Raw genomic sequence first — 17,586 nt, forward strand, 5'->3', positions numbered from 1 at the left:
CCCCGGGCCGCAGGCGGGCCTGAGGCCGTGTCGGGAGCGGCGGCCGGGGCGGGTCAGCCGGTCGGCCGGAGCGACCGGACGGCCATCCGGTAGGCGGGCAGCATCGCGTCGTGCTCCGCGGTGTCGAAACCGCCCAGCTGGAGGACGACGGCCTTGCCGCCGGGGGTGACCACCGCCAGGGCGCGCTCCTTCTTCGGCTCGTCGAGCGGTGCCGTCTCGTACCGGGCCTCGACCGCCGGGAGGCTGCTGTCGCCGGTCCCGGCCCGCAGGTCGGCGTAGGCGGGTGCGCCCTTGGCCTTCTCCCCGGCCATGAAGGCCTCCAGCACGCGGCGGGCGTCGCCGGCCGCGGTGGGCGTGTCGGCGACCCAGACGCGCAGGAAGCCGAGGTGCCCGGCCGGCTTGGCGTCGATCTCGCAGGCCAGGGTCGTTCCCCCCTGCTTGAACAGGGCGGCGAACTCCTCGTCGCCGGCGTGCGTGACGGCCTTCGGCTTCCAGTCCTGCGCCAGGTCGAAGGCGACGGGCAGCGTGCACGGGCTGCCGGCCGCTCCGGCGGACCCCGCCGGCGGGGCCGCGGAGGCGGCGTCCGCACTCGGCGCGGGCGTTCCCGCCGAGGACGCCTGCGAAGCCCCCGCCGCGGAGGCGCCCTTCGACTCCGCGGGCCCGCAGGCCGCCAGTCCCGCCAGTCCCGCCAACAGAACGGCCGCTTTGGCCGCCTTGCCCCCTGTGCCCCGCACTGCCCGTGTCTCCCCCGCCCGGGCCCCGGACGGGCGTCCGGAGCGAACGGCCAACGTAGCAGCCCGCGGTGCACAGTTCGCAGCGGCCCGTGCCGGGCGCCGGCCGGCGTGGCAGGGTGGCGGCATGTCTCTCGATGTCCGTCCTGCGTCCGTGTTCGAGGACGTGCGGGCGCTGCTCGGTCCGAAGTCGCCCGGTGCCAACGTCTGCTGGTGCCTGAGCTATCGGATCCCGTCCAAGCTGAACAACGAGCTCCGCGGTCCGGCCCGCGGCGCGTACGTGTCCGAGCTGTGCCGGACGGGGCCGCCGCCCGGCGTGCTCGCGTACGACGGCGAGGTCCCGGTGGGGTGGGCCGCCGTGGCGCCGCGCTCGGACACCGCCTTCGCGCGCAGCCGCACCATTCCGCACGTGGACGACGTGCCGGTGTGGTCCCTGTGGTGCATCCGCGTGCGGCCCGGGCACCGCGGGCAGGGCGTCTCGCATGCGCTGATCGCGGGTGCGGTGCAGTTCGCGCGGGCGCAGGGCGCTCCGGTCGTCGAGGCGTACCCGCTGGACAGTGGCGACGCCAAGGTCGATCTGACGATGGCGTACGCCGGTCTGCGGAAGAACTTCGAGCGCGCCGGGTTCGTGTACCGGGCGGACACCTCCTCCGTCCTGGCCGGGCATCCGCGCGTCCTGATGCGGTTCGACCTGCGCTGACGGCCGGCCGGGTCACGTCCGGTCGCGGCCTCCCGGTTCGGGCCGGTCCCCTGCGGGCCCGGCGCCGAGGGCGATCACGGCGCGCGTCCGCATCGGCCCGTCGCCGCGGCGGGAGAGCACCGCGATGCCGTCCACACGGGCGTGGAGCACGCCGATCCGGGCGGCGCACTCGGCGGCCAGCGACTGCGGCGAGCGGGTGCGGCCGAGCGACAGGTGCGGGGTGAAGCGGGGGAAGCGGTCCGTGCAGGCTGGGAAGGGCTCGGCCAGTGCGGCCCGTAGGCGGGTCCAGGGCGCGGTGCCGGCCGCGGCCGGGTCGAGCCACACGGTGGAGTAGGCGCGGTGCCGGAAGGAGCGGACTCCGCACAGCCGCGCATCGAACGGCTCGCACTCGGCGGCCGCGGCGGCGAGCAGCGGCAGGGCGGCGGGGAATTCCTCCTCGGGGACGAAGCCGAAGAGCAGGTTCACGTGCGGCGGCCACCGGCGGATCTGCGGGTCGTGCTCCGCGCGGACCGCCTGGATGGCGGGCCAGAGGGCGGCCGGGGGCAGCCACGCCACGGCGGTGCGCGGCGTGGGCGCGGAGGCGAGGCGGCCGGGCGCGGCCGCGGGGGCGGGGGCGAGGCGCCGGGGGGCGGGCACGCCGCCATCATGGCCCGCGCCGCCGGGGTCCGCAGCCTGCCCCGTCGCAGCGGCCGGGCGCACGCCGGTTTCCGCCGCTTCGGCGGCATCGGCCCGGCGTTCCGGGGCACATGGGGAACAACCAGTCCCGCGGATGCGGAGGGGGTGCTCCCGATGACCGGCGCCAGGCCTCTCGCCCTGGTCACGGGCGCGCCGGGCGGCATCGGCCTCGCACGGGCAGGGCTCCGCCGGGCAGGGCCTGTGCGGGCGGGCCCCACCGCGCCGCGGCCTCCTCGGCCGGGGCCGCAGCCGCCGGGCGGGGCGCGATGACCGGCTCCCTGGTGCACTACGCCAACCTCGTCTCCGACCTCGCGGTCGACCCCGCCGAGGGCGGCGCGCTGCGCGCCTGGGCGGAGCAGGCCCCGCGCGAGGTGTGGCTGCTGCGTCCCGGGGACGTGCTGGTGTCCCCGGTGGAGATCGGCGAGGAGTTCCTCGCGTACGCCTGCGCCCTGACGGGCGTCCCCCGGGCGTCGCTCGCCGTGGTCGCCGATCCCGGGGCTTTCGGGGCGGCGGCCGCGCGGCCCGGGCCGCATCCCGCCGTCGCGGCGGTCAGCGCCGCGGGCCTGCGGCAGCCGGCGGCGGTCCTGCCGACCGCCCTGGACGCCTCCGCGGTGGCCCTGGCGCGCGGGCTCGGCGCGTCCGTCCACCCGTACGCGACGGCGGACGACGCCGAGGCGGCGCTCGGGGTGACGAGGCTGCTCAACACGAAGGCCGGATTCCGTGAGGCGGGCCGCGTGCTGGGGATGCGGATGCCGGACGGCCGGGTGTGCCGGCGCGGCGGGGCGGCCGAGGCGGTGGCGGAGATGCTGCGCGCGCACGGCGAGGTGGTGGTCAAGCCCGACCGGTCGGCTGGGGGCCACGGCATGCTCTTCCTGTCGGCGGCGGCCGGGCCGCGGCCGACCGCGGCCTGGCCGCGGTCGGCGGGGAGCAGGGGCTCTGGGTGGTCGAGGAGCGGATCGACGCGGTCCGCTCGGTGAGCGTCCAGATGGAGACGGGCCCGGACGGGCCGCGCACCGTGTTCACGGGCGAGATGCGCACTGTGGAGGGCGCGTTCGCGGGCTATGCGGCGCCGCTGCCGGAGGCGTCCGCCGGACTGGGGGCGGTGCTGGAGGAATGGGGCGGGGCGCTGGGCCGGTACCTCGCCGAGCGCGGGTACGCGGGGCCGTTCGGCCTGGACGCGATGGTGTCGGCGGACGGCGTCCCGTACGCCGGGGAGAGCAACGTCCGGCGTACGGCGACGACGACGCCGCAGGCGATGGCGGCCCGCCTCGCCGCGGCGGCCGGGTACGGGGAGCGGGCCTGGGCGACGGGCCGGGTGCGGGCGGAGCCCGGCCTCCGCTTCGATGCGGCGGTGGCCCGGCTCCGGGCGGAGGGGCTCGCTTACGATCCGGCGCGCTGCGAGGGGGTCGTGCTGTACGCGGGGGCGCCTGTGGAGGGGGCCGCCTGGCGCTATGCGGTGCTCGCAGCGGACCTCGCCGGGGCGCTGCGGTTCGAGGGGCGGCTGCACGCCGCCTGGGCGCCCGCGGGGTGACGGGCCGGCGCGGGGGCCGGATGGGGGCGGGTGCGGTTCCAGGGGCGCTGCCGTGAGGCTGCGCCGGCCGGGGAATCGCCGGTCGACAGGGCAGGTCGGTGCGGTGCCGGCGGCGGACGCGGGCGGGCCGGCGTGCGGGCCGGGCAGGAGCCGTTGCGCGGGAGGCCGGTCAGGCCGGCCGACCGCGGCCGGATGCGGAGACCGGCCGGCGGCCGGTCCGCCCGGAGCGGCCGGCACGTCCGCGGCGGCGGGGTTTGCATGTGACGTGGCGGCATGTGGTCCAGTGGGCGGCGAGCACGGCGACGAGCACAAGGGAGGCCGTCGGCAGGAGGCCGTCGGCAGGAGGCCGTACGACTTCTCCCAGGCCCGCGTCCGGTACGAGGAGCGCGTCCTGGAACGGCTGTACCCGGTCTGACGGACGGTGTTCTCCGCCGGCGGCCGCCCGCGGAGGGCACAGGCGACCGGCACGGGCACCCCGGAGCACGGTCACCCGGGACCTGTCGTCCGGCGGTTTCCAGGGTGCCGGAGGCCCGGTGCGGCCGGCCGTGGGCCGGGCGACACGGACGGGTCGGCCACCCAGGCGGCGAGGGCCTCCGGGTCCGCCGGTCCCGGCGGGCCGTCCCCGGCCGGGCCGGCTGCCGCCGCGTCCGCGGGTCCCGTGGTGCTCATGGCCGGCGGCTGCCCGCCCCGCGCCCGGTGCAACCCCGGTCGGCGGGGGCAGGCGTGATTGCGGCGGCCGTTCCGGGGCAGCCGCCGCGCATGAACGCTGACTCCGCTCCGGAATGGGACTCGTACTGGACGCAGAGCGCGCCGCTGCCGCCGCGCCCCGCCCTCGAAGGGAGGCTGGAGACGGACGTGGCCGTCATCGGCAGCGGCATCGCCGGGCTGAGCACGGCCTGGGAGCTGGCCCGGGCCGGGCACCGCGTGGTGGTGCTGGAGGCGCTGCGGACCGCCGGAGGGGTGACGGGGCACACCACAGGCAAGCTCACCGCCCTGCACCCGTCGGTCTACGGGAAGCTGCTGGACAGCCGCGGCGAGGAGGCCGCGGCCCTGTACGCGCGGTCCCACAGCGCCGCTCTGGCGCACGTGCGGGAGACGGCCGCCGCGCTGGGCATCGACTGCTCCCTCGAAGACCGTGCCGCATACACCTACTGCACGGGAGAGGAGGGCGTGGCGGAGCTGCGGGCCGAGGCCGATGCGGCCCGCGCGGCCGGCCTCGACGTGTCGTTCGTGACGGAGACCGGGCTGCCGTACCCGGTGGCGGGCGCGGTACGGGCCGCCGGGCAGGCCCAGTTCCACCCGCTCGCGTACCTGCGCGGGCTGGCCGAGGACCTCGTCGCGCACGGCGGCCGCATCTTCGAGCACACGCGGGTCACCGGGCTCGGCCGGGGGACGCCGCACCACCTGGCCACGGAGTCCGGGGCGGTCGTCACCGCCGACACCGTGGTCGTCGCCGCGCACCACCCGCTGTTCGACCACGCGCTGCTGGCCACCCGGCTCGACCAGCACCGCGACCTCGTCGTCGCGGGCGTGGTGCCCGCCGCGGCGGACCCTCAGGGCATGTACATCACCCGGGAGGGCGGCACCCGGTCGGTGCGGACGGCGCCGTCCGGCCGGGAGGGCGAGCGGCTGCTCATCGTCACCGGCGAGGCCTTCACCCCGGGCTCGGAGACGGACGTCGGCGAGTGCTACCGGCAGTTGGCGTCCTGGGCTGCGGAGCACTTCCCCGGCCTGGAGGTCACCCACCGCTGGGCGGCGCAGGACAACACGCCGACCGACACGGTGCCGCTGATCGGGCCGCTGCCCGCCGCAGGCGAGCGGGTGTACGTGGCCACCGGCTTCGGCGGCTGGGGCATGACCGGCGGCGTCCTCGCCGGACGGCTCATCGCCTCGATCGCCGCCGGCGCGCCGGAGCCGTGGGCGGGGCTCTACGACCCCGGCCGGATCGGCCCGGTGGTCCGCGAGGCGCCCGCCTACCTGAAGGCGCAGTGGGAGGTGGGCCGGCACCTGGTGCAGGACCGGCTGCGGAGCCTCGGCGACGGCAGCCGCGGCCCCGTCGCCGAACTGGAGCCCGGCGAGGGCACCGTCATCCGGTCCGGCGGCCGGCCGTACGCCGTGCACCGGGACGCCGGGGGCCGGCTGCATGCCGTGTCGGCGGTGTGCACCCACATGGGCTGCCTGGTCGGGTTCAACAACGCCGAGCGCACCTGGGAGTGCCCCTGCCACGGCTCGCGCTTCGCGGTCGACGGGGCGGTCCTCCAGGGGCCCGCACTGGAGCCGCTGGAGCGGAAGGACCCCGACACCCTGTGAGGGCAGGCCGCCGGGCCGTGCGTCAGGAGGTGCGGGGGCGCCGGCGCGGCCCGCGCAGCGGGCGCAGGGCCCGGAGGGCGGTGCGGGCGGCGTTGGCGCCGGGCGCGCCGTGCACGCCGCCGCCCGGGTGCGCGGTCGCCGAGGCGAGGTACAGGCCGCGGACCGGGGTGGCGGGGCGTCCGGTGCCGGGCAGGGGCCGGAACACCAGCTGCTGGTGCAGGCTGGTCGTCCCCTGGTTGACCGAGCCGCCGACGAGGGCGGGGTTGAGGCGTTCCAGGTCGGGCGGGGCGAGGATCCGGCGGCCGCGGACCGCGTCCCGGAAGCCGGGCGCGTAGCGCTCCACCTGGTCCTCGATCCGCCGGGCGAACGCATCCTTCTCGCGCTCGTCCCACCGGCCGGTGATGCCGTCGCTTCCCGCGTCGCCGGTGGCCGACTGCGGGACGTGCGTGTACGCCCACGCCGACTCCGTGCCCGCGGGCGAGCGGGCGGCGTCCGCCGTCGTCATCTGGCCGAGGACGGTGAACGGGTCGCCCGGCACCCGGTGCATGGCGATCTGCGCGGACCAGAGCGTCAGCTCGTCCAGGCCGTCGGCCAGGTGGACGGTGCCGGCTGAGGCCGGGCCCTCCGCCCGCCAGGGGATGGGACGCGACAGCGCCCAGTCGACCTTGAAGGTGGCGAAGTCCCATTGGAAGCGCCGCAGCGCGGCCCGGATACGGTCGGGGACGTTCTCGGGGGCGAGCAGCCGCTCGTACAGGAGGGGGGCGGGGACGTCCGCCAGGACGGCCCGCCGGGCGCGGATGAGGGTGCCGTCGGCGGTGCGGACGGCGGCGGCACGCCCGCGGTGCACGAGCACCTCGGTGACGGCCCTCCCGCAGTGCAGTACGCCGCCGCGGGCCGCCAGCCGGCCCACCAGGGCCCCGGTGAGGGCCTGCGCGCCGCCCTGCGGCACGGGGAACCCGTACGTCTGGCCGAGCATGCACATCAGCCAGCCGAAGCCGCCGCCGAGGGCCGACTCGGGGCCGAGGTCGGCGTGCAGCGCGTTCCCGGCGATGAGGAGGCGGCCGCCCTCGCCGTCGAACTCCTCCTCGCCGAAGCGGCGGGCCGGCAGCAGCAGGGTGCGCGCCAGGTGCAGGGCCCTGGTGTAGCCGAGGCGGGCGGCGAGGCGGAGGCCGGCGCGGGCCGGGGGGAAGGGGGTGAAGAGGCAGTCGAGGAGGTCGTCGCGGACCAGGTCCCACATACCGTACATGCGGTGCCAGGCGGCCCCGTCCCCGGGGGCGAAACGCTCCAGGGACGCTGCCGTGTCCGCCGCCCCGCTGCCGAGGACGGCGCACCGGCCGTCGGTGAGGGGGTGGGCGACGGCGGCGGGAGCCCGGCTCCAGCGCAGCCCGTGGCGCTCCAGGCCCAGGCGGCGGATGACCGGGGAGGCGGCGGCGAGCGGGTAGAAGGCGCTGAACAGGTCGTGCACGTACGAGGGATCCAGGCCCCGGTCGCTTCGGACGGCGCCGCCCGGTTCGGGAGCGGCCTCGCAGACGACGACCCGCCAGCCGGCGTCGGCCAGGAGGTTGGCGGCGACGAGCCCGTTGGGGCCGGCGCCGATGACGACCGCGTCGGGGTCAGGCATGGGACCCGGCCCCGGCGGCTTCCGCCCCGGCGCCCCCGGCCCGTTCCTCGCAGGTGCGGGCCAGGCGGGAGAGCATGCCGCGGTGGCGGATCTGGGAGACGGCGTCGACGGCCGCGTGGTGGAAGGTCCAGCCCCTGCCGCGCAGGGGGTGCTCGTCGAGGACGACGACGGTCTCGTCGCCCCACGGCACCAGTTCGATGGCGATCCGGGCGCTGGTGTGGGACCCCGCCCTGGCCTCCAGTTCGAGGCGGCGGGGCGGCTCGTGGATGCGGACGACCGTGCGGCCCTCGAAGGTCCACGGGCCGGCCTTCACCACGTAGCGGAGGGCGGAGCCCTCCTGCGGCCAGCGGTCGTCCTCCTGCCGGGAGTCGTAGGTGCCGACAACCCACTCCGCGTACCGGTCGCCGTCGCACAGGACGCCCCAGACGCGCTCGGGCGGGCAGTGCACCAGCCGGTGCTGGACAGCCATGGCTCTCCCCTTCCTGAAGGCGGGTGGCCCGTCGCGCCTACCCCGCGGGGGCGGGCCCACACGGCCGCGTGCCTCACCGCGGGGCCGGGCGTCCGCGCAGGGCGGCGCGTACGGCGAGCACCGCGGCGGCTGCCGCGGCTGCCCGGCGGGCGGCGGTGCGGGCACCGCCGTGGCGCCCGCCGTGCAGCGCGGCGCGGGCGCCGGTCGGCGTGTGCAGGTTCCCCGCCTGCGGGAGCCTCGGCCTGCCGCGGTCCAGGTAGGCCCGGTCGGTGCGCCGGGCGATGCCCCGCCGCAGCAGGCCCGGGGCGAGCGCGTGGGCGGCAGCCATCGAGCGGGCGTACGGGCCCACCGGCACCCGGCTGTGGTTGGCGGCGTTCCGGAAGAACGGGGTGTCGACGCCCGTGGGCAGGACGGTGCAGACGGCGATCCGGCTCTCGCCCTGCAGGGCCGGCTCGCGCCGCAGCACGTCGTCGAAGGCGGCCAGTGCGGCCTTCGACATGGCGTAGGCGCCCATGTACGGGGCTGCGACCGCCGTGCCGAGGAGGGAGGCGACGTCGGCGAGGACGCCTCCGCCCTGGGGGCGCATGACCGGGACGGCCGCGCGGGCGCCGTTCAGGGCGCCGACGGCGTTGACGTCGAGGAGCCGGCGCACCTCCGCCACCGGTACCTGGTCGAAGCGGCCCAGGATGCCGACCCCGGCGGCGTTGACCCATGCGTCGATCCGCCCGAACCGCTCCACGGCGGCCCGCGCGAGGCCGGCGACGGCCTGCTCGTCGGCCACGTCGACGGGCACGGCGAGCGCGGGGCCGCCGCGGCGCCGGCACGACTCGGCGACCTCCTCCACCTGCCCGGCACTGCGGGCGGCCACCACCACGACGCACGCCCTCCGCCGGGCACAGGCCGGCGCGGTGGCCCGCCCGATGCCGCTGGAGCCCCCGGTGACGACGACGACCCGCCCCCGCAGCGACGCCCTTCCACCGCCCACCTGCACCACCTCCGGTACGCCGGGCCCGACACCGCGCGCCTGCCCCGCCCGCCGCCGGCCATCCGCCCCGGCCGGTACCGCGTGGCGTGCGCGGCGGCGGCGGTCCGGCGCGGTAGAAGTGCGGTGCGCCTCGGCGCCCGGCTGCGCGGCCGCCCGACCCGGCCGGAGCGGGTGCATCCGCCGCGCCGGTGCGCGGCGAAGTGGGGCCGACGGCATGGGCGCGGGAAGGGAGGCGGGGCGTGGGGTGCGGGCCGGAGGTCGACGTGGACGTGGTGATCGTCGGCGGCGGGGCGGCGGGGCTGTCGCTCGCCCACGCGCTCACCCTGCCCGGCGCCCGGCGGGAGCCGGCCGTCGCCGTCGTGGAGACGCCCCGGCAGGCGCTGCGCCCCGGCGACCGCACCTGGTGCTTCTGGCAGGCCGGCCCGGCCGAGCATCCCGAGGCCGAGGCGGCGTCCTGGGCGCGGCTGCGGGTCCGGGACCGCGACGGCGGTGTCGTCGACGGCGAACTGCGGGCGCTGCGGTACCGGATGCTGCGGTCGGACGCGTTCGAGGCGTCCGTGCGCTCCCGGCTGGCCGGCCTGCCCGGCGTCCGGCTCGTGGCGGCGACCGCGGAGGCCGTGCACGACACGCCCGGCGGCGCGGTGGCCGTGTGCACCGGGGCCGACGGCCGCCGCATCGCCGTGCGCGGCCGGCACCTGTTCGACTCGCGTCCGCTGCCCGCGCTCCCGCCGGCCCGGACCGTGCTGCTCCAGCACTTCCGCGGCTGGTTCGTGCGCACCGCCCGCCCCGCCTTCGACCCGGACACGGTCGAGCTGATGGACTTCCGGGTCCCGCAGCCGGCCCGCGGGCTCGCCTTCGGCTACGTGCTGCCGCTCGGGCCGGCGGAGGCGCTCGTCGAGTACACCGAGTTCTCCCGGGCCCCGCTCGCCCGCGACGCCTACACCGCCGCGCTGGAGCACTACACGCGTGACGTGCTGCGGCTGGGGCCGTTCGAGGTGCGGGCCGAGGAGTCGGGGGTGATCCCGATGACCGATGCGCGCTACCCGCGCCGTGCCGGGGCGCGCGTCCACCTGATCGGCGCGGCCGGCGGCGCCACCCGGCCCTCGACCGGCTACACCTTCTCCGCGGTGCAGCGGCAGACCCGGGCCGTCGCCGCAGCGCTGCGCGACGGGCGGGCCCCCCGGCTGCCCGCGCCGCACCGCCGCCGGGCCCTGGCGATGGACGCCGTCGTCCTCCGCGCCCTGGACGCCGGCCGGATCGACGGCCCCCGCTTCTTCACCGACCTCTTCCGCAGGGTTCCCGCCGAACGGGTGCTGCGCTTCCTCGACGGGACGACGGCCCTGTGGGAGGACCTCCTCGTCGGGTGCGCCACCCCCGTCGCGCCCATGCTCCGCACCGTTGCCGAACTGCCCTTCCTGCCCCGCCGGCACGCACCCGCCGCCCCCCGTGAAACGAGGCCCGATGAACCAGACGACGACCCTGCTGCGGGGCACTGACCTCGCCCGCGCCTTCGACCGGGCGGCCGGCACGTACGACCGGCTCACCGGCCTGAACGCCGGCTACCACGCCGACCTCCGGCGCTCGGCCCGCCGGCTCCGCCTGCCCGCCGGCGGGGCCGGCCTGCACCTCCTGGACGCCGGCTGCGGGACCGGCGCCTCCACCGCGGCACTGCTGCGCGCCGCCCCGAACGCCCGGATCACCGCAGTCGACGCGTCCGCCGGGATGCTGCGGCGGGCCGCGGCCAAGCCCTGGCCGGCGGGGGTGCGTTTCGTGCACGCCCCGGTGGAGCGGCTCGCCGACGCCGGGGTCACCGGCCCGTTCGACGCGGTCTTCGCCGGCTACCTCTTCCGAAACGTGTCCGACCCCGACGCCGTACTGGCCTCCGTACGGGCGCTGCTGCGCGACGGCGGCAGGCTCGCGGTGCACGACTACACCCTCAGCGGGTCCCCCGTGCACCGGGCGCTCTGGTCCGCGGTGTGCCGGGCCGTCGTCGTCCCGGCCGGCACGCTCACGGGCAACCGGGGCCTGTACCGCCATCTGCACGGCAGCGTACGGGCGTTCGACACGGCCCCGAGGTTCGCGGAGCGGATGGCGGCGGCGGGGTTCACCGGCGTACGGGTGCTGCCGGTGGCCGGCTGGCAGACCGGCATCGTCCACACGCTGCTCGGCAGCCGGCCCGCGCCGTCCCGGAAGGGGCCCGCCGCATGAGGGCCGCGACCGCCGTACGCCCCTCCCCCGGCGCGCCCCGCGCGCCCCGCCGCGGCCGGGACCGCCGCGCCGAGATCCTGCTGCCGCCGCCCGGCAGACCCCGCTTCACCGGGGCGGACGCCCCGCGCGCCGCGGTGGTCGGCGGAGGCATCGCCGGCCTCGCCGCCGCCACCGCCCTCGCGGAACGCGGCGTGCGCGTCACGCTGTACGAGGGCCGGCCGGTGCTGGGCGGACGGCTCGCCGGCTGGCCCACGCAGCTCGCGGACGGCTCGACGGTGACGATGAGCCGCGGGTTCCACGCGTTCTTCCGGCAGTACTACAACCTGCGCGGCCTGCTGCGCCGGGCCGACCCGGCCCTCTCCACGCTCACGCCCGTACCCGACTACCCCCTGCGCCACCGGGGCGGGCTGACCGACAGCTTCGCCCGGGTCCCCCGTACGCCGCCGTGGAGCGCCCTCGGCTTCGTCGCGCTCAGCCCCACGTTCGGCTGGCGCGACCTCGCCGGGCTCAACCCGCGGGCGGCGCTGCCGCTGCTCGACGTGCAGGTGCCGCAGGTGTACGAGCGGTACGACGGGGTCAGCGCCCGCGACTTCCTCGCTGCCGTCAACTTCCCGGAGGCCGCCCACCACCTGGCCTTCGAGGTGTTCTCGCGCAGTTTCTTCGCCGATCCGGGGGAGCTGTCGGCGGCCGAGCTGCTGCTGATGTTCCACATCTACTTCCTCGGCTCCTCCGAGGGGCTGCTGTTCGACCTGCCCGACGAGCCGTTCCCGCAGGCGCTGTGGGAGCCGCTCGGCCGCTACCTCGACCGCCTGGGCGCGGACATCCGCACCGGTGCGCCGGTCGACGCGGTCGTCCCGCACGCCGACGGGACGCTCGGCGTCGAGTCCGGCAGCGCGGGCGCCCGCCACGACGCGGTGGTCCTCGCCCTGGACGTCGCGGGCCTGCGGTCGCTGGTGGCCGGCTCCCCCGGCCTGGGCGACGCGGCGTGGCGGGCGGGGATCGCCGCCCAGCGGACCGCGCCGCCGTTCCTCGTGTCGCGGCTGTGGCTGGACCGGCCCGTCCGCCGGGACCGGCCGGGGTTCCTCGGCACGAGCGGGTACGGCGGGCTGGACAACGTCAGCGTCCTGGAACGCTGGGAGGGCGAGGCCGCCCGGTGGGCCGGCCGCACCGGCGGCAGCGTCGTGGAACTCCACGCGTACGCCGTGGACGGGCCCTCGGCCGGCGACCGCGCCGGTGTGGAGCGGGGCCTGCTGGACCGGCTGCACGAGGTCTACCCGGAGACGGCCGCGGCCCGTGTCGTGGACTCCCGCCACGAGTGGCACGCGGACTGCCCGCTGTTTCCCGTCGGCGGCTACGCGGCCCGCCCGGGGGTGCGCACCCCGCACCCGGCCGTGGTGGCGGCGGGCGACCTGGTCCGCAGCGACCTGCCCGTCGCCCTCATGGAGCGCGCGGCGACGACGGGCATGCAGGCGGCCAACACCCTCCTGCACAGGTGGGGTGTCCGCGGGCACCCGCTGTGGACGGTCCCCCGCAGGGGCCGCTCCCCGCTCCTGAGGACCCTCGCCTCCCTGACGGCCGGGCCCTGAACTCCCGGCGCCGCGGGTCAGCCGGGGAAGCGGCCCGTGGAGCGGAGGCGGTAGCGGCGTTCGGCATAGGCGAGGTCGTCGCGCCAGAGGCGGCCCGCGGTCCAGCGGATCAGCGGGCGCAGGGCCGGGGCGAGGGCTCTGGCGGCGGCGAAGCCGCGGCGGTCCGAGGCGGCCACCACGGCTTCGGTCACCGCCGTGCGGGGCCGGCCGTCCGCGCCGGCCCCCAGTGGCGTCGCGTGCGTCTCGACCACCGACGAGACGCCCTCGCCCTCGGTGATGTGCATGACGACGGTCCGCGGCTCCGGCGCGGTGAACTCGGCCCGGACGGGGACGACGAGCCGGCCGGCGACCTTGAAGGAGACGTCCACGGTGAAGGCGTCCCTGTCCGCGCGCCCGTCCGGGATCCCGACGACGGTGAGGTCGGTGAAGGAGTACGGGTGGAACCAGGATCCGTGCCAGGGGTCGAGCCGGTTCGCCACGACGTCCTCGGGCTCGCACCGGCCCACCGTCTCGAACACGGCGTCGACCGCGCCGTGTTCCGGCCGCGGCGGGAGGACCGGCCGGTCCAGCGGCGGTTCGCCGCCCACCGCGTCGAGGCGGACCCAGGCGAGGACGCCGTCGTCGTGCACCGGCAGCGGCTCCCAGCCTGCGAACGGTTCGCCGCCGCGCAGGGCGAGTCCGTGCCAGTGGCAGACGAGCACGCCGCACACGACGCGGCTGTCGCGCAGCGGGGCCCCCAGGTGCGGGCAGGCGCCCGGTCCGGCCCGCAGCGCGCCCGAGGCGTCGCGCCAGGCGACGACCTCGGTTCCCGCGATGGTCCGGCCGAACGGCCGGCCGCCGGCGCCGACGGCCCGTGAGGCGCCGAGCACGTACCAGTTGCCCGACGGCATCGCCGCCGCGCGTTTGAGGGCGTCGGCGATGAGGGCCGGCCTGGCCTCGCGCCAGGTGGGCGCCTGCCGTTCCCAGCGCACGCGCCGGCCCGCCCGCAGCGGCAGTCCGCGCCCCCTGCGCCGTGCCCCTCCTGCATCCGTCATGCCGTCCCTCCCTCTCCCCGCACGGCGGCTGCCTCCCGCGGCGCGGGCGCCCGGCGGGCGCGCAGCCGTGCCGCGACGACCCCGGCGAGTCCGGCCGCCGCCTCGCGGGCCCGCTGCCGCCGCGGCACGACCGCCCTGCGGTGGACGACGGCGTACCCGTCGGCCGCGACGGCGTCGAGGATGGCGCCGTACAGCCGGTACGCGGTCCTGATGCAGGGGCGGGAGCGCGGGTCGAGCATGGCGATGCCCGGTTCCGCCTCCCGGTAGACGCCGCGCGTGAGGGCCGCGGCGGCTTCCAGGGCGGCGCGGATCCGCGGGTCGGGCCGGCCGGTGGCCCGGCTCCACTCCAGGAGGGCGCGGTCCGCGCCGTGTGCGGCGAGGAGGTCGGCCGGCAGGTAGACCCGGCCGCGGTCGAGGTCCTCGCCGACGTCGCGGATGAAGTTGGTGAGTTGGAAGGCGACGCCCAGCGCGGCGGCGTGCGGCGCGGCCTCCTCGCGCGGGGCGACGGTGCCGAGCACGGGCAGCATCTGGAGTCCGATGACGGCGGCCGAGCCGTGCATGTAGCGGCGCAGGTCGGCATAGGTGGGGTAGTCGGTGACGGTGAGGTCGTCGCGCATGGCGGCCATGAAGTCGGTGAAGTGCCCGGCGGGGATCGTGTACCGGTCGGCGGTGTGGGCGAGCGCGTGGACGACGGGCTCGCTGCTGCGGCCGGTGCGCAGGCCGTCGTCGAGGGCGTCCGCGAGCCGGGCGAGCCGGGCGTCGCGGACGTGCGGCGGGGTCCCGCAGGCCAGGTCGTCGACGATGTCGTCGGCCCAGCGTGCGAAGCCGTAGAGGGCGTGCACGGCGGGGCGGCGGGGCACGGGCAGGAGCCGGGTCGCGAGGAAGTAGGTCCGCCCGTGCCGGGCGTTGAGCCTGCGGCAGTGCCGGTAGGCGGCGCGCAGCTGCGGGTCGGCGATGCCGGCGGCGTCGAGTTCGCGCCGGGTCACGGGCGGCGCCCCCGCCCGGGTCCGAGGATGCGCCGGGCGGCGAGCTTGCCGCTGATCAGCACGGTGGGGACGCCGACTCCGGGGGTGGTTCCGCATCCGGCGAGGACGGCGTTCTCGATGCCGCTGACGAGGTTGGCGGGGCGGAACGGGCCGGTCTGGGCGAAGGTGTGGGCGGCGGAGAACGGCGTGCCGGCGGCGTGCCCGAGAGCGGTCCAGTCGGCCGGGGTGACCAGCAGTTCCTCCTCGGTCACGGCGTCGAAGCCGTCCAGGCCGCGGCGTTCCAGCTCCCGCACGAGGCTGTCGCGGTAGCGGGGCCCGAGGTCCCGCCATGCGGCGGCAGAGGGGCCGGTCGCGGTGTTCGGGCAGGGCGCGAGCACGTAGTGCAGGTGGCGGCCCGGCGGGGCGAGCGCGGGGTCGTGGGCGGTGGGGCGGGTGATGAGGAGGGACGGGTCGCTCATGAGGCGGCCGGTCCGGGTGATTTCCTCGAAGGTGCGCTTCCAGGCGGCGCCGAAGGAGATGGTGTGGTGGCCGAGGCCGGGCCAGGTGCGGCGGGTGCCCGCGTGGAGGACCACCGCGGACGGGGCGTGCCGCAGGCGGAGCGGGCGGCGCGGCCGGCGGCCCAGCAGCCGGTAGGCGACGGGCAGGTCGGGGGTGAGGACGACGGCGTCGCAGGGGATCTCCCCGCCGTCCGCGAGCCGTACCGCGGTGACCCGGCCGGCGGAGGTGCGCAGGCCCTCCGCGCCGGTGCCGTAGCGGAAGTCGGCGCCGGCGGCGCGGGCGGCGTCGGCCATGGCGGCCGGCAGTGCGTGCATGCCGCCCTTGGGGAAGTACACGCCGGCCACGGTGTCCATGTAGGCGATGACGGCGTACGCGGCGAGGGCGCGGGCGGGCGGCACGCCCGCGTACAGCGACTGGAAGGAGAACACGCGGCGCAGCCGGGGGTCGGACAGGTGGCGGCCGATCTGCGCGTCGAGCCGTCCGAAGCCGCGCAGGGCCGCGAGCCGGGCCAGGTCGGGGTGGAGGAGTTGGAGCGGGGAGTCGAAGTTGGTGTCGATGAAGCGGCGCATCTGGGCGCGGTACAGGGAGGTCAGCCAGGCGCGCAGGCTGCGGTAGCCGGCGGCCTCGCGCGGTCCGGCGAAGGCGCGGACCTCCTCCTCCATCGCGTCGGCGTCGGTGTGGACGTCGAGGGCGGTGCCGTCGGCGAACCGGGCGCGGTAGGCGGGGTGGAGCGGGGTCAGCCCGACGCGCGCGGCGAGGGAGTCGCCGACGGCGGCGAACGCCTCGTCGGCGAGGTGCGGCATGGTCAGGACGGTGGGGCCGGTGTCGAGGAGGTAGCCGCCGAGGCGGGTGCGGCCTGCACGGCCGCCGGGTCCGTCCTCGCGTTCGACGACGGTGACGCGGCGGCCGCCGCCGAGCAGGTGGAGTGCGGCGGACAGGCCGGACAGGCCGGCTCCGACCACGACGACGTGGTCCGTACGGCCGGGGACGGTCCTCATCGGCGGCCTCCCGCGGTGGTGGCCGCCGTGTCGACTCCGGCGGCCTGGGCGAGCAGTCCGGCGAGCGCGGCGACGGCGTCCGGTTCGGAGGGGAGTTCGGCGAGGCGGCGCTCGCCGGTGCGGACGAGGCGGGCGATCCTGGCCTCGACGACCTCGCGGGCGCCGGTGCGTTCGAGGGCCTCGCGGGCGTCCGCGGCGCGGGCACCGGCCGTGCCGGCGTGCGGTCCGGGGGCCGGTGCCGGAGCGGTGAGCGCGTGCAGGGCGGCGGTGTCGCCGGAGCGGGCGGCCAGCCGGACGGCGAGGGCCCGCAGGTAGGTGAGTTTGCCGGCGTGGAGGTCCTCGGCGGGCTTGCCGGTGTCGCGGGGGTCCCCGAACACGCCGAGGAGGTCGTCGCGCAGTTGGAAGGCGAGCCCGGCGCAGCGGCCCGCGGAGCGCAGGACGGAGGTGGTCCGCTCGGGGGCGCCGGCCAGCGCCGCCCCGAGCGCGAGCGGTCGCTCCACGGTGTAGAGGGCACTCTTGAGGCGGGCGATCCGGACGGCCTCGCCGAGCCCTGTGGCGCCGGTGGCGGCCGCCCGCAGGTCGAGGTACTGGCCGGCGGCCATCTCGGCGCGCAGGGCCCGCCATTCGCGGTGGATCCGGGGGCCGTCGGGGACGGCCAGCGCGGTGGCGGCGGCGAGGTCGTCGGCCCAGGCGAGGGCGAGGTCGCCGACGAGGATGGCGGCGGCGGTGCCGTAGGCGTCGGCGGAGCCGCGCAGGCCGGAGCGGGTGTGGTGCAGGGCGAAGTCGGCGTGGGCGGAGGGGCCGCCGCGGCGGACGGGCGAGTGGTCCATGACGTCGTCGTGGACGACGGCGCACACCTGGAGCAGTTCGAGGGCGGCGGCCAGGTCGCGGGCCCGGTCGGCGAGGGGGCCGTCGGCGGGTCCGCCGCAGGCGCGCCATCCCCACCACAGCAGGCGGGCCCGCAGCCGCTTGCCGCCGCGCAGCACGAGGTCCCGTACGCGCCCGGCGACGTCCTCGGCGAACGCCGGGTCCGTCGCGTGCGCTTCGGCGAGCCGTTCGGCTACGTGGGCGCGGAGGGCGTCCTCCACGGCTCCGGCCGCGGCCGCGTCGGCCTCCGTCACCGGGGCGCCGGCCGCGCCCCCGTCCGCGGTGCGTCTGCCGCCCGCCTGCGCCTGCATGCCCGCCATGGGCCCCCTTCCGGACGTTGCGACCACCTGCACACCGACTCTTCCGGTGGAACGGGCCGTACGGATG

17 protein-coding genes are annotated in these 17,586 nt (G+C 78.0%); 8 read left to right on the forward strand and 9 right to left on the reverse strand.

From position 1 onward, the window contains the following. Positions 1-53 precede the first annotated feature (53 nt). The gene (locus tag MUK52_RS00860) at positions 54-692 is read right to left on the reverse strand and encodes a lipoprotein (protein WP_246042544.1); all 639 of its coding nucleotides are present in this window, start codon (positions 690-692) and stop codon (positions 54-56) included. A gap of 166 nt (positions 693-858) precedes the next feature. On the opposite strand from MUK52_RS00860, the gene MUK52_RS00865 reads away from it, so the two are divergent. Further along, complete coding sequence (locus MUK52_RS00865; protein WP_114055743.1) at positions 859-1,431, forward strand: GNAT family N-acetyltransferase; 573 nt, start codon at positions 859-861, stop codon at positions 1,429-1,431. A gap of 12 nt (positions 1,432-1,443) precedes the next feature. On the opposite strand, the gene MUK52_RS00870 is transcribed toward MUK52_RS00865, so the two are convergent. Further along, positions 1,444-2,067: a 2'-5' RNA ligase family protein gene (locus MUK52_RS00870; RefSeq protein ID WP_284574139.1), complete on the reverse strand. Its 624-nt coding sequence runs from the start codon at positions 2,065-2,067 to the stop codon at positions 1,444-1,446. 305 nt (positions 2,068-2,372) lie between these two features. On the opposite strand from MUK52_RS00870, the gene MUK52_RS00875 reads away from it, so the two are divergent. The 4 genes from MUK52_RS00875 to MUK52_RS00890 all read left to right on the forward strand — a co-directional run bounded on the left by MUK52_RS00875 (position 2,373) and on the right by MUK52_RS00890 (position 5,947). After that, positions 2,373-3,083 (forward strand): preATP grasp domain-containing protein, encoded by a 711-nt coding sequence (locus MUK52_RS00875; protein ID WP_284574141.1) that lies wholly within the window; start codon positions 2,373-2,375, stop codon positions 3,081-3,083. Beyond that, the gene (locus tag MUK52_RS00880) at positions 3,047-3,637 is read left to right on the forward strand and encodes a peptide ligase PGM1-related protein (protein ID WP_284574143.1); all 591 of its coding nucleotides are present in this window, start codon (positions 3,047-3,049) and stop codon (positions 3,635-3,637) included. The genes MUK52_RS00875 and MUK52_RS00880 overlap by 37 nt, the downstream gene beginning before the upstream one ends. 283 nt (positions 3,638-3,920) lie before the next feature. Next, complete coding sequence (locus tag MUK52_RS00885) at positions 3,921-4,052, forward strand: hypothetical protein (protein WP_284574144.1); 132 nt, start codon at positions 3,921-3,923, stop codon at positions 4,050-4,052. A 344-nt stretch (positions 4,053-4,396) separates the two neighbouring features. After that, entirely contained in the window at positions 4,397-5,947 is a 1,551-nt protein-coding gene (locus MUK52_RS00890; RefSeq protein WP_284574145.1) for an FAD-dependent oxidoreductase, read from the forward strand. Positions 5,948-5,969: 22 nt separating this feature from the next. On the opposite strand, the gene MUK52_RS00895 is transcribed toward MUK52_RS00890, so the two are convergent. The 3 genes from MUK52_RS00895 to MUK52_RS00905 all read right to left on the reverse strand — a co-directional run bounded on the left by MUK52_RS00895 (position 5,970) and on the right by MUK52_RS00905 (position 9,022). Continuing rightward, positions 5,970-7,568, reverse strand: coding sequence for a phytoene desaturase family protein (locus MUK52_RS00895; protein WP_284574146.1), 1,599 nt, complete (start codon positions 7,566-7,568; stop codon positions 5,970-5,972). Beyond that, positions 7,561-8,037: an SRPBCC domain-containing protein gene (locus tag MUK52_RS00900; RefSeq protein ID WP_114055739.1), complete on the reverse strand. Its 477-nt coding sequence runs from the start codon at positions 8,035-8,037 to the stop codon at positions 7,561-7,563. Before MUK52_RS00900 ends, MUK52_RS00895 begins: the two co-directional genes overlap by 8 nt. A 73-nt stretch (positions 8,038-8,110) precedes the next feature. Then, complete coding sequence (locus tag MUK52_RS00905; protein ID WP_284574147.1) at positions 8,111-9,022, reverse strand: SDR family NAD(P)-dependent oxidoreductase; 912 nt, start codon at positions 9,020-9,022, stop codon at positions 8,111-8,113. Between the two features lie 239 nt (positions 9,023-9,261). Here MUK52_RS00905 and MUK52_RS00910 point away from each other — a divergent pair, with 239 nt between their 5' ends. From MUK52_RS00910 to MUK52_RS00920, 3 genes are read left to right on the forward strand one after another with little or no spacing between them, the layout of a single operon-like run. Next, entirely contained in the window at positions 9,262-10,518 is a 1,257-nt protein-coding gene (locus MUK52_RS00910; RefSeq protein ID WP_284574148.1) for a lycopene cyclase family protein, read from the forward strand. Further along, a complete protein-coding gene (locus MUK52_RS00915) occupies positions 10,484-11,230 on the forward strand; it encodes a class I SAM-dependent methyltransferase (protein WP_284574149.1) in 747 nt (248 codons plus the stop codon). Before MUK52_RS00910 ends, MUK52_RS00915 begins: the two co-directional genes overlap by 35 nt. Next, positions 11,227-12,816, forward strand: a complete 1,590-nt coding sequence (locus MUK52_RS00920) for an FAD-dependent oxidoreductase (protein WP_284574150.1) — start codon at positions 11,227-11,229, stop codon at positions 12,814-12,816. The genes MUK52_RS00915 and MUK52_RS00920 overlap by 4 nt, the downstream gene beginning before the upstream one ends. Before the next feature lie 17 nt (positions 12,817-12,833). Here the strand turns inward: MUK52_RS00920 and MUK52_RS00925 are convergent, their stop codons facing one another. From MUK52_RS00925 to MUK52_RS00940, 4 genes are read right to left on the reverse strand one after another with little or no spacing between them, the layout of a single operon-like run. Next, positions 12,834-13,850 carry a DUF5914 domain-containing protein gene (locus tag MUK52_RS00925; RefSeq protein ID WP_114055733.1) on the reverse strand — a complete coding sequence of 339 codons (1,017 nt, stop codon included), beginning with the start codon at positions 13,848-13,850 and terminating at the stop codon, positions 12,834-12,836. Next, positions 13,847-14,836 carry a phytoene/squalene synthase family protein gene (locus tag MUK52_RS00930; RefSeq protein WP_284574151.1) on the reverse strand — a complete coding sequence of 330 codons (990 nt, stop codon included), beginning with the start codon at positions 14,834-14,836 and terminating at the stop codon, positions 13,847-13,849. Before MUK52_RS00930 ends, MUK52_RS00925 begins: the two co-directional genes overlap by 4 nt. Further along, complete coding sequence (gene crtI, locus MUK52_RS00935) at positions 14,833-16,332, reverse strand: phytoene desaturase family protein (protein WP_284574152.1); 1,500 nt, start codon at positions 16,330-16,332, stop codon at positions 14,833-14,835. Before crtI ends, MUK52_RS00930 begins: the two co-directional genes overlap by 4 nt. Next, positions 16,329-17,519 (reverse strand): polyprenyl synthetase family protein, encoded by a 1,191-nt coding sequence (locus MUK52_RS00940; protein WP_114055730.1) that lies wholly within the window; start codon positions 17,517-17,519, stop codon positions 16,329-16,331. The genes crtI and MUK52_RS00940 overlap by 4 nt, the downstream gene beginning before the upstream one ends. Positions 17,520-17,586 lie beyond the last annotated feature (67 nt).

This window comes from Streptomyces sp. 2P-4 (assembly GCF_030167965.1).
Taxonomy (GTDB): domain Bacteria; phylum Actinomycetota; class Actinomycetes; order Streptomycetales; family Streptomycetaceae; genus Streptomyces; species Streptomyces globosus_A.

Bases quoted from the DNA above. Each gene is read 5' to 3' on its own strand.
- MUK52_RS00925 (WP_114055733.1), bottom strand. From the start codon at position 13,850: ATGACGGATGCAGGAGGGGCACGGCGCAGGGGGCGCGGACTGCCGCTG.
- MUK52_RS00865 (WP_114055743.1), top strand. From the start codon at position 859: ATGTCTCTCGATGTCCGTCCTGCGTCCGTGTTCGAGGACGTGCGGGCG.
- MUK52_RS00915 (WP_284574149.1), top strand. From the start codon at position 10,484: ATGAACCAGACGACGACCCTGCTGCGGGGCACTGACCTCGCCCGCGCC.
- MUK52_RS00920 (WP_284574150.1), top strand. From the start codon at position 11,227: ATGAGGGCCGCGACCGCCGTACGCCCCTCCCCCGGCGCGCCCCGCGCG.
- MUK52_RS00875 (WP_284574141.1), top strand. From the start codon at position 2,373: ATGACCGGCTCCCTGGTGCACTACGCCAACCTCGTCTCCGACCTCGCG.
- MUK52_RS00940 (WP_114055730.1), bottom strand. From the start codon at position 17,519: ATGGCGGGCATGCAGGCGCAGGCGGGCGGCAGACGCACCGCGGACGGG.
- MUK52_RS00900 (WP_114055739.1), bottom strand. From the start codon at position 8,037: ATGGCTGTCCAGCACCGGCTGGTGCACTGCCCGCCCGAGCGCGTCTGG.
- crtI (WP_284574152.1), bottom strand. From the start codon at position 16,332: ATGAGGACCGTCCCCGGCCGTACGGACCACGTCGTCGTGGTCGGAGCC.
- MUK52_RS00890 (WP_284574145.1), top strand. From the start codon at position 4,397: ATGAACGCTGACTCCGCTCCGGAATGGGACTCGTACTGGACGCAGAGC.
- MUK52_RS00895 (WP_284574146.1), bottom strand. From the start codon at position 7,568: ATGCCTGACCCCGACGCGGTCGTCATCGGCGCCGGCCCCAACGGGCTC.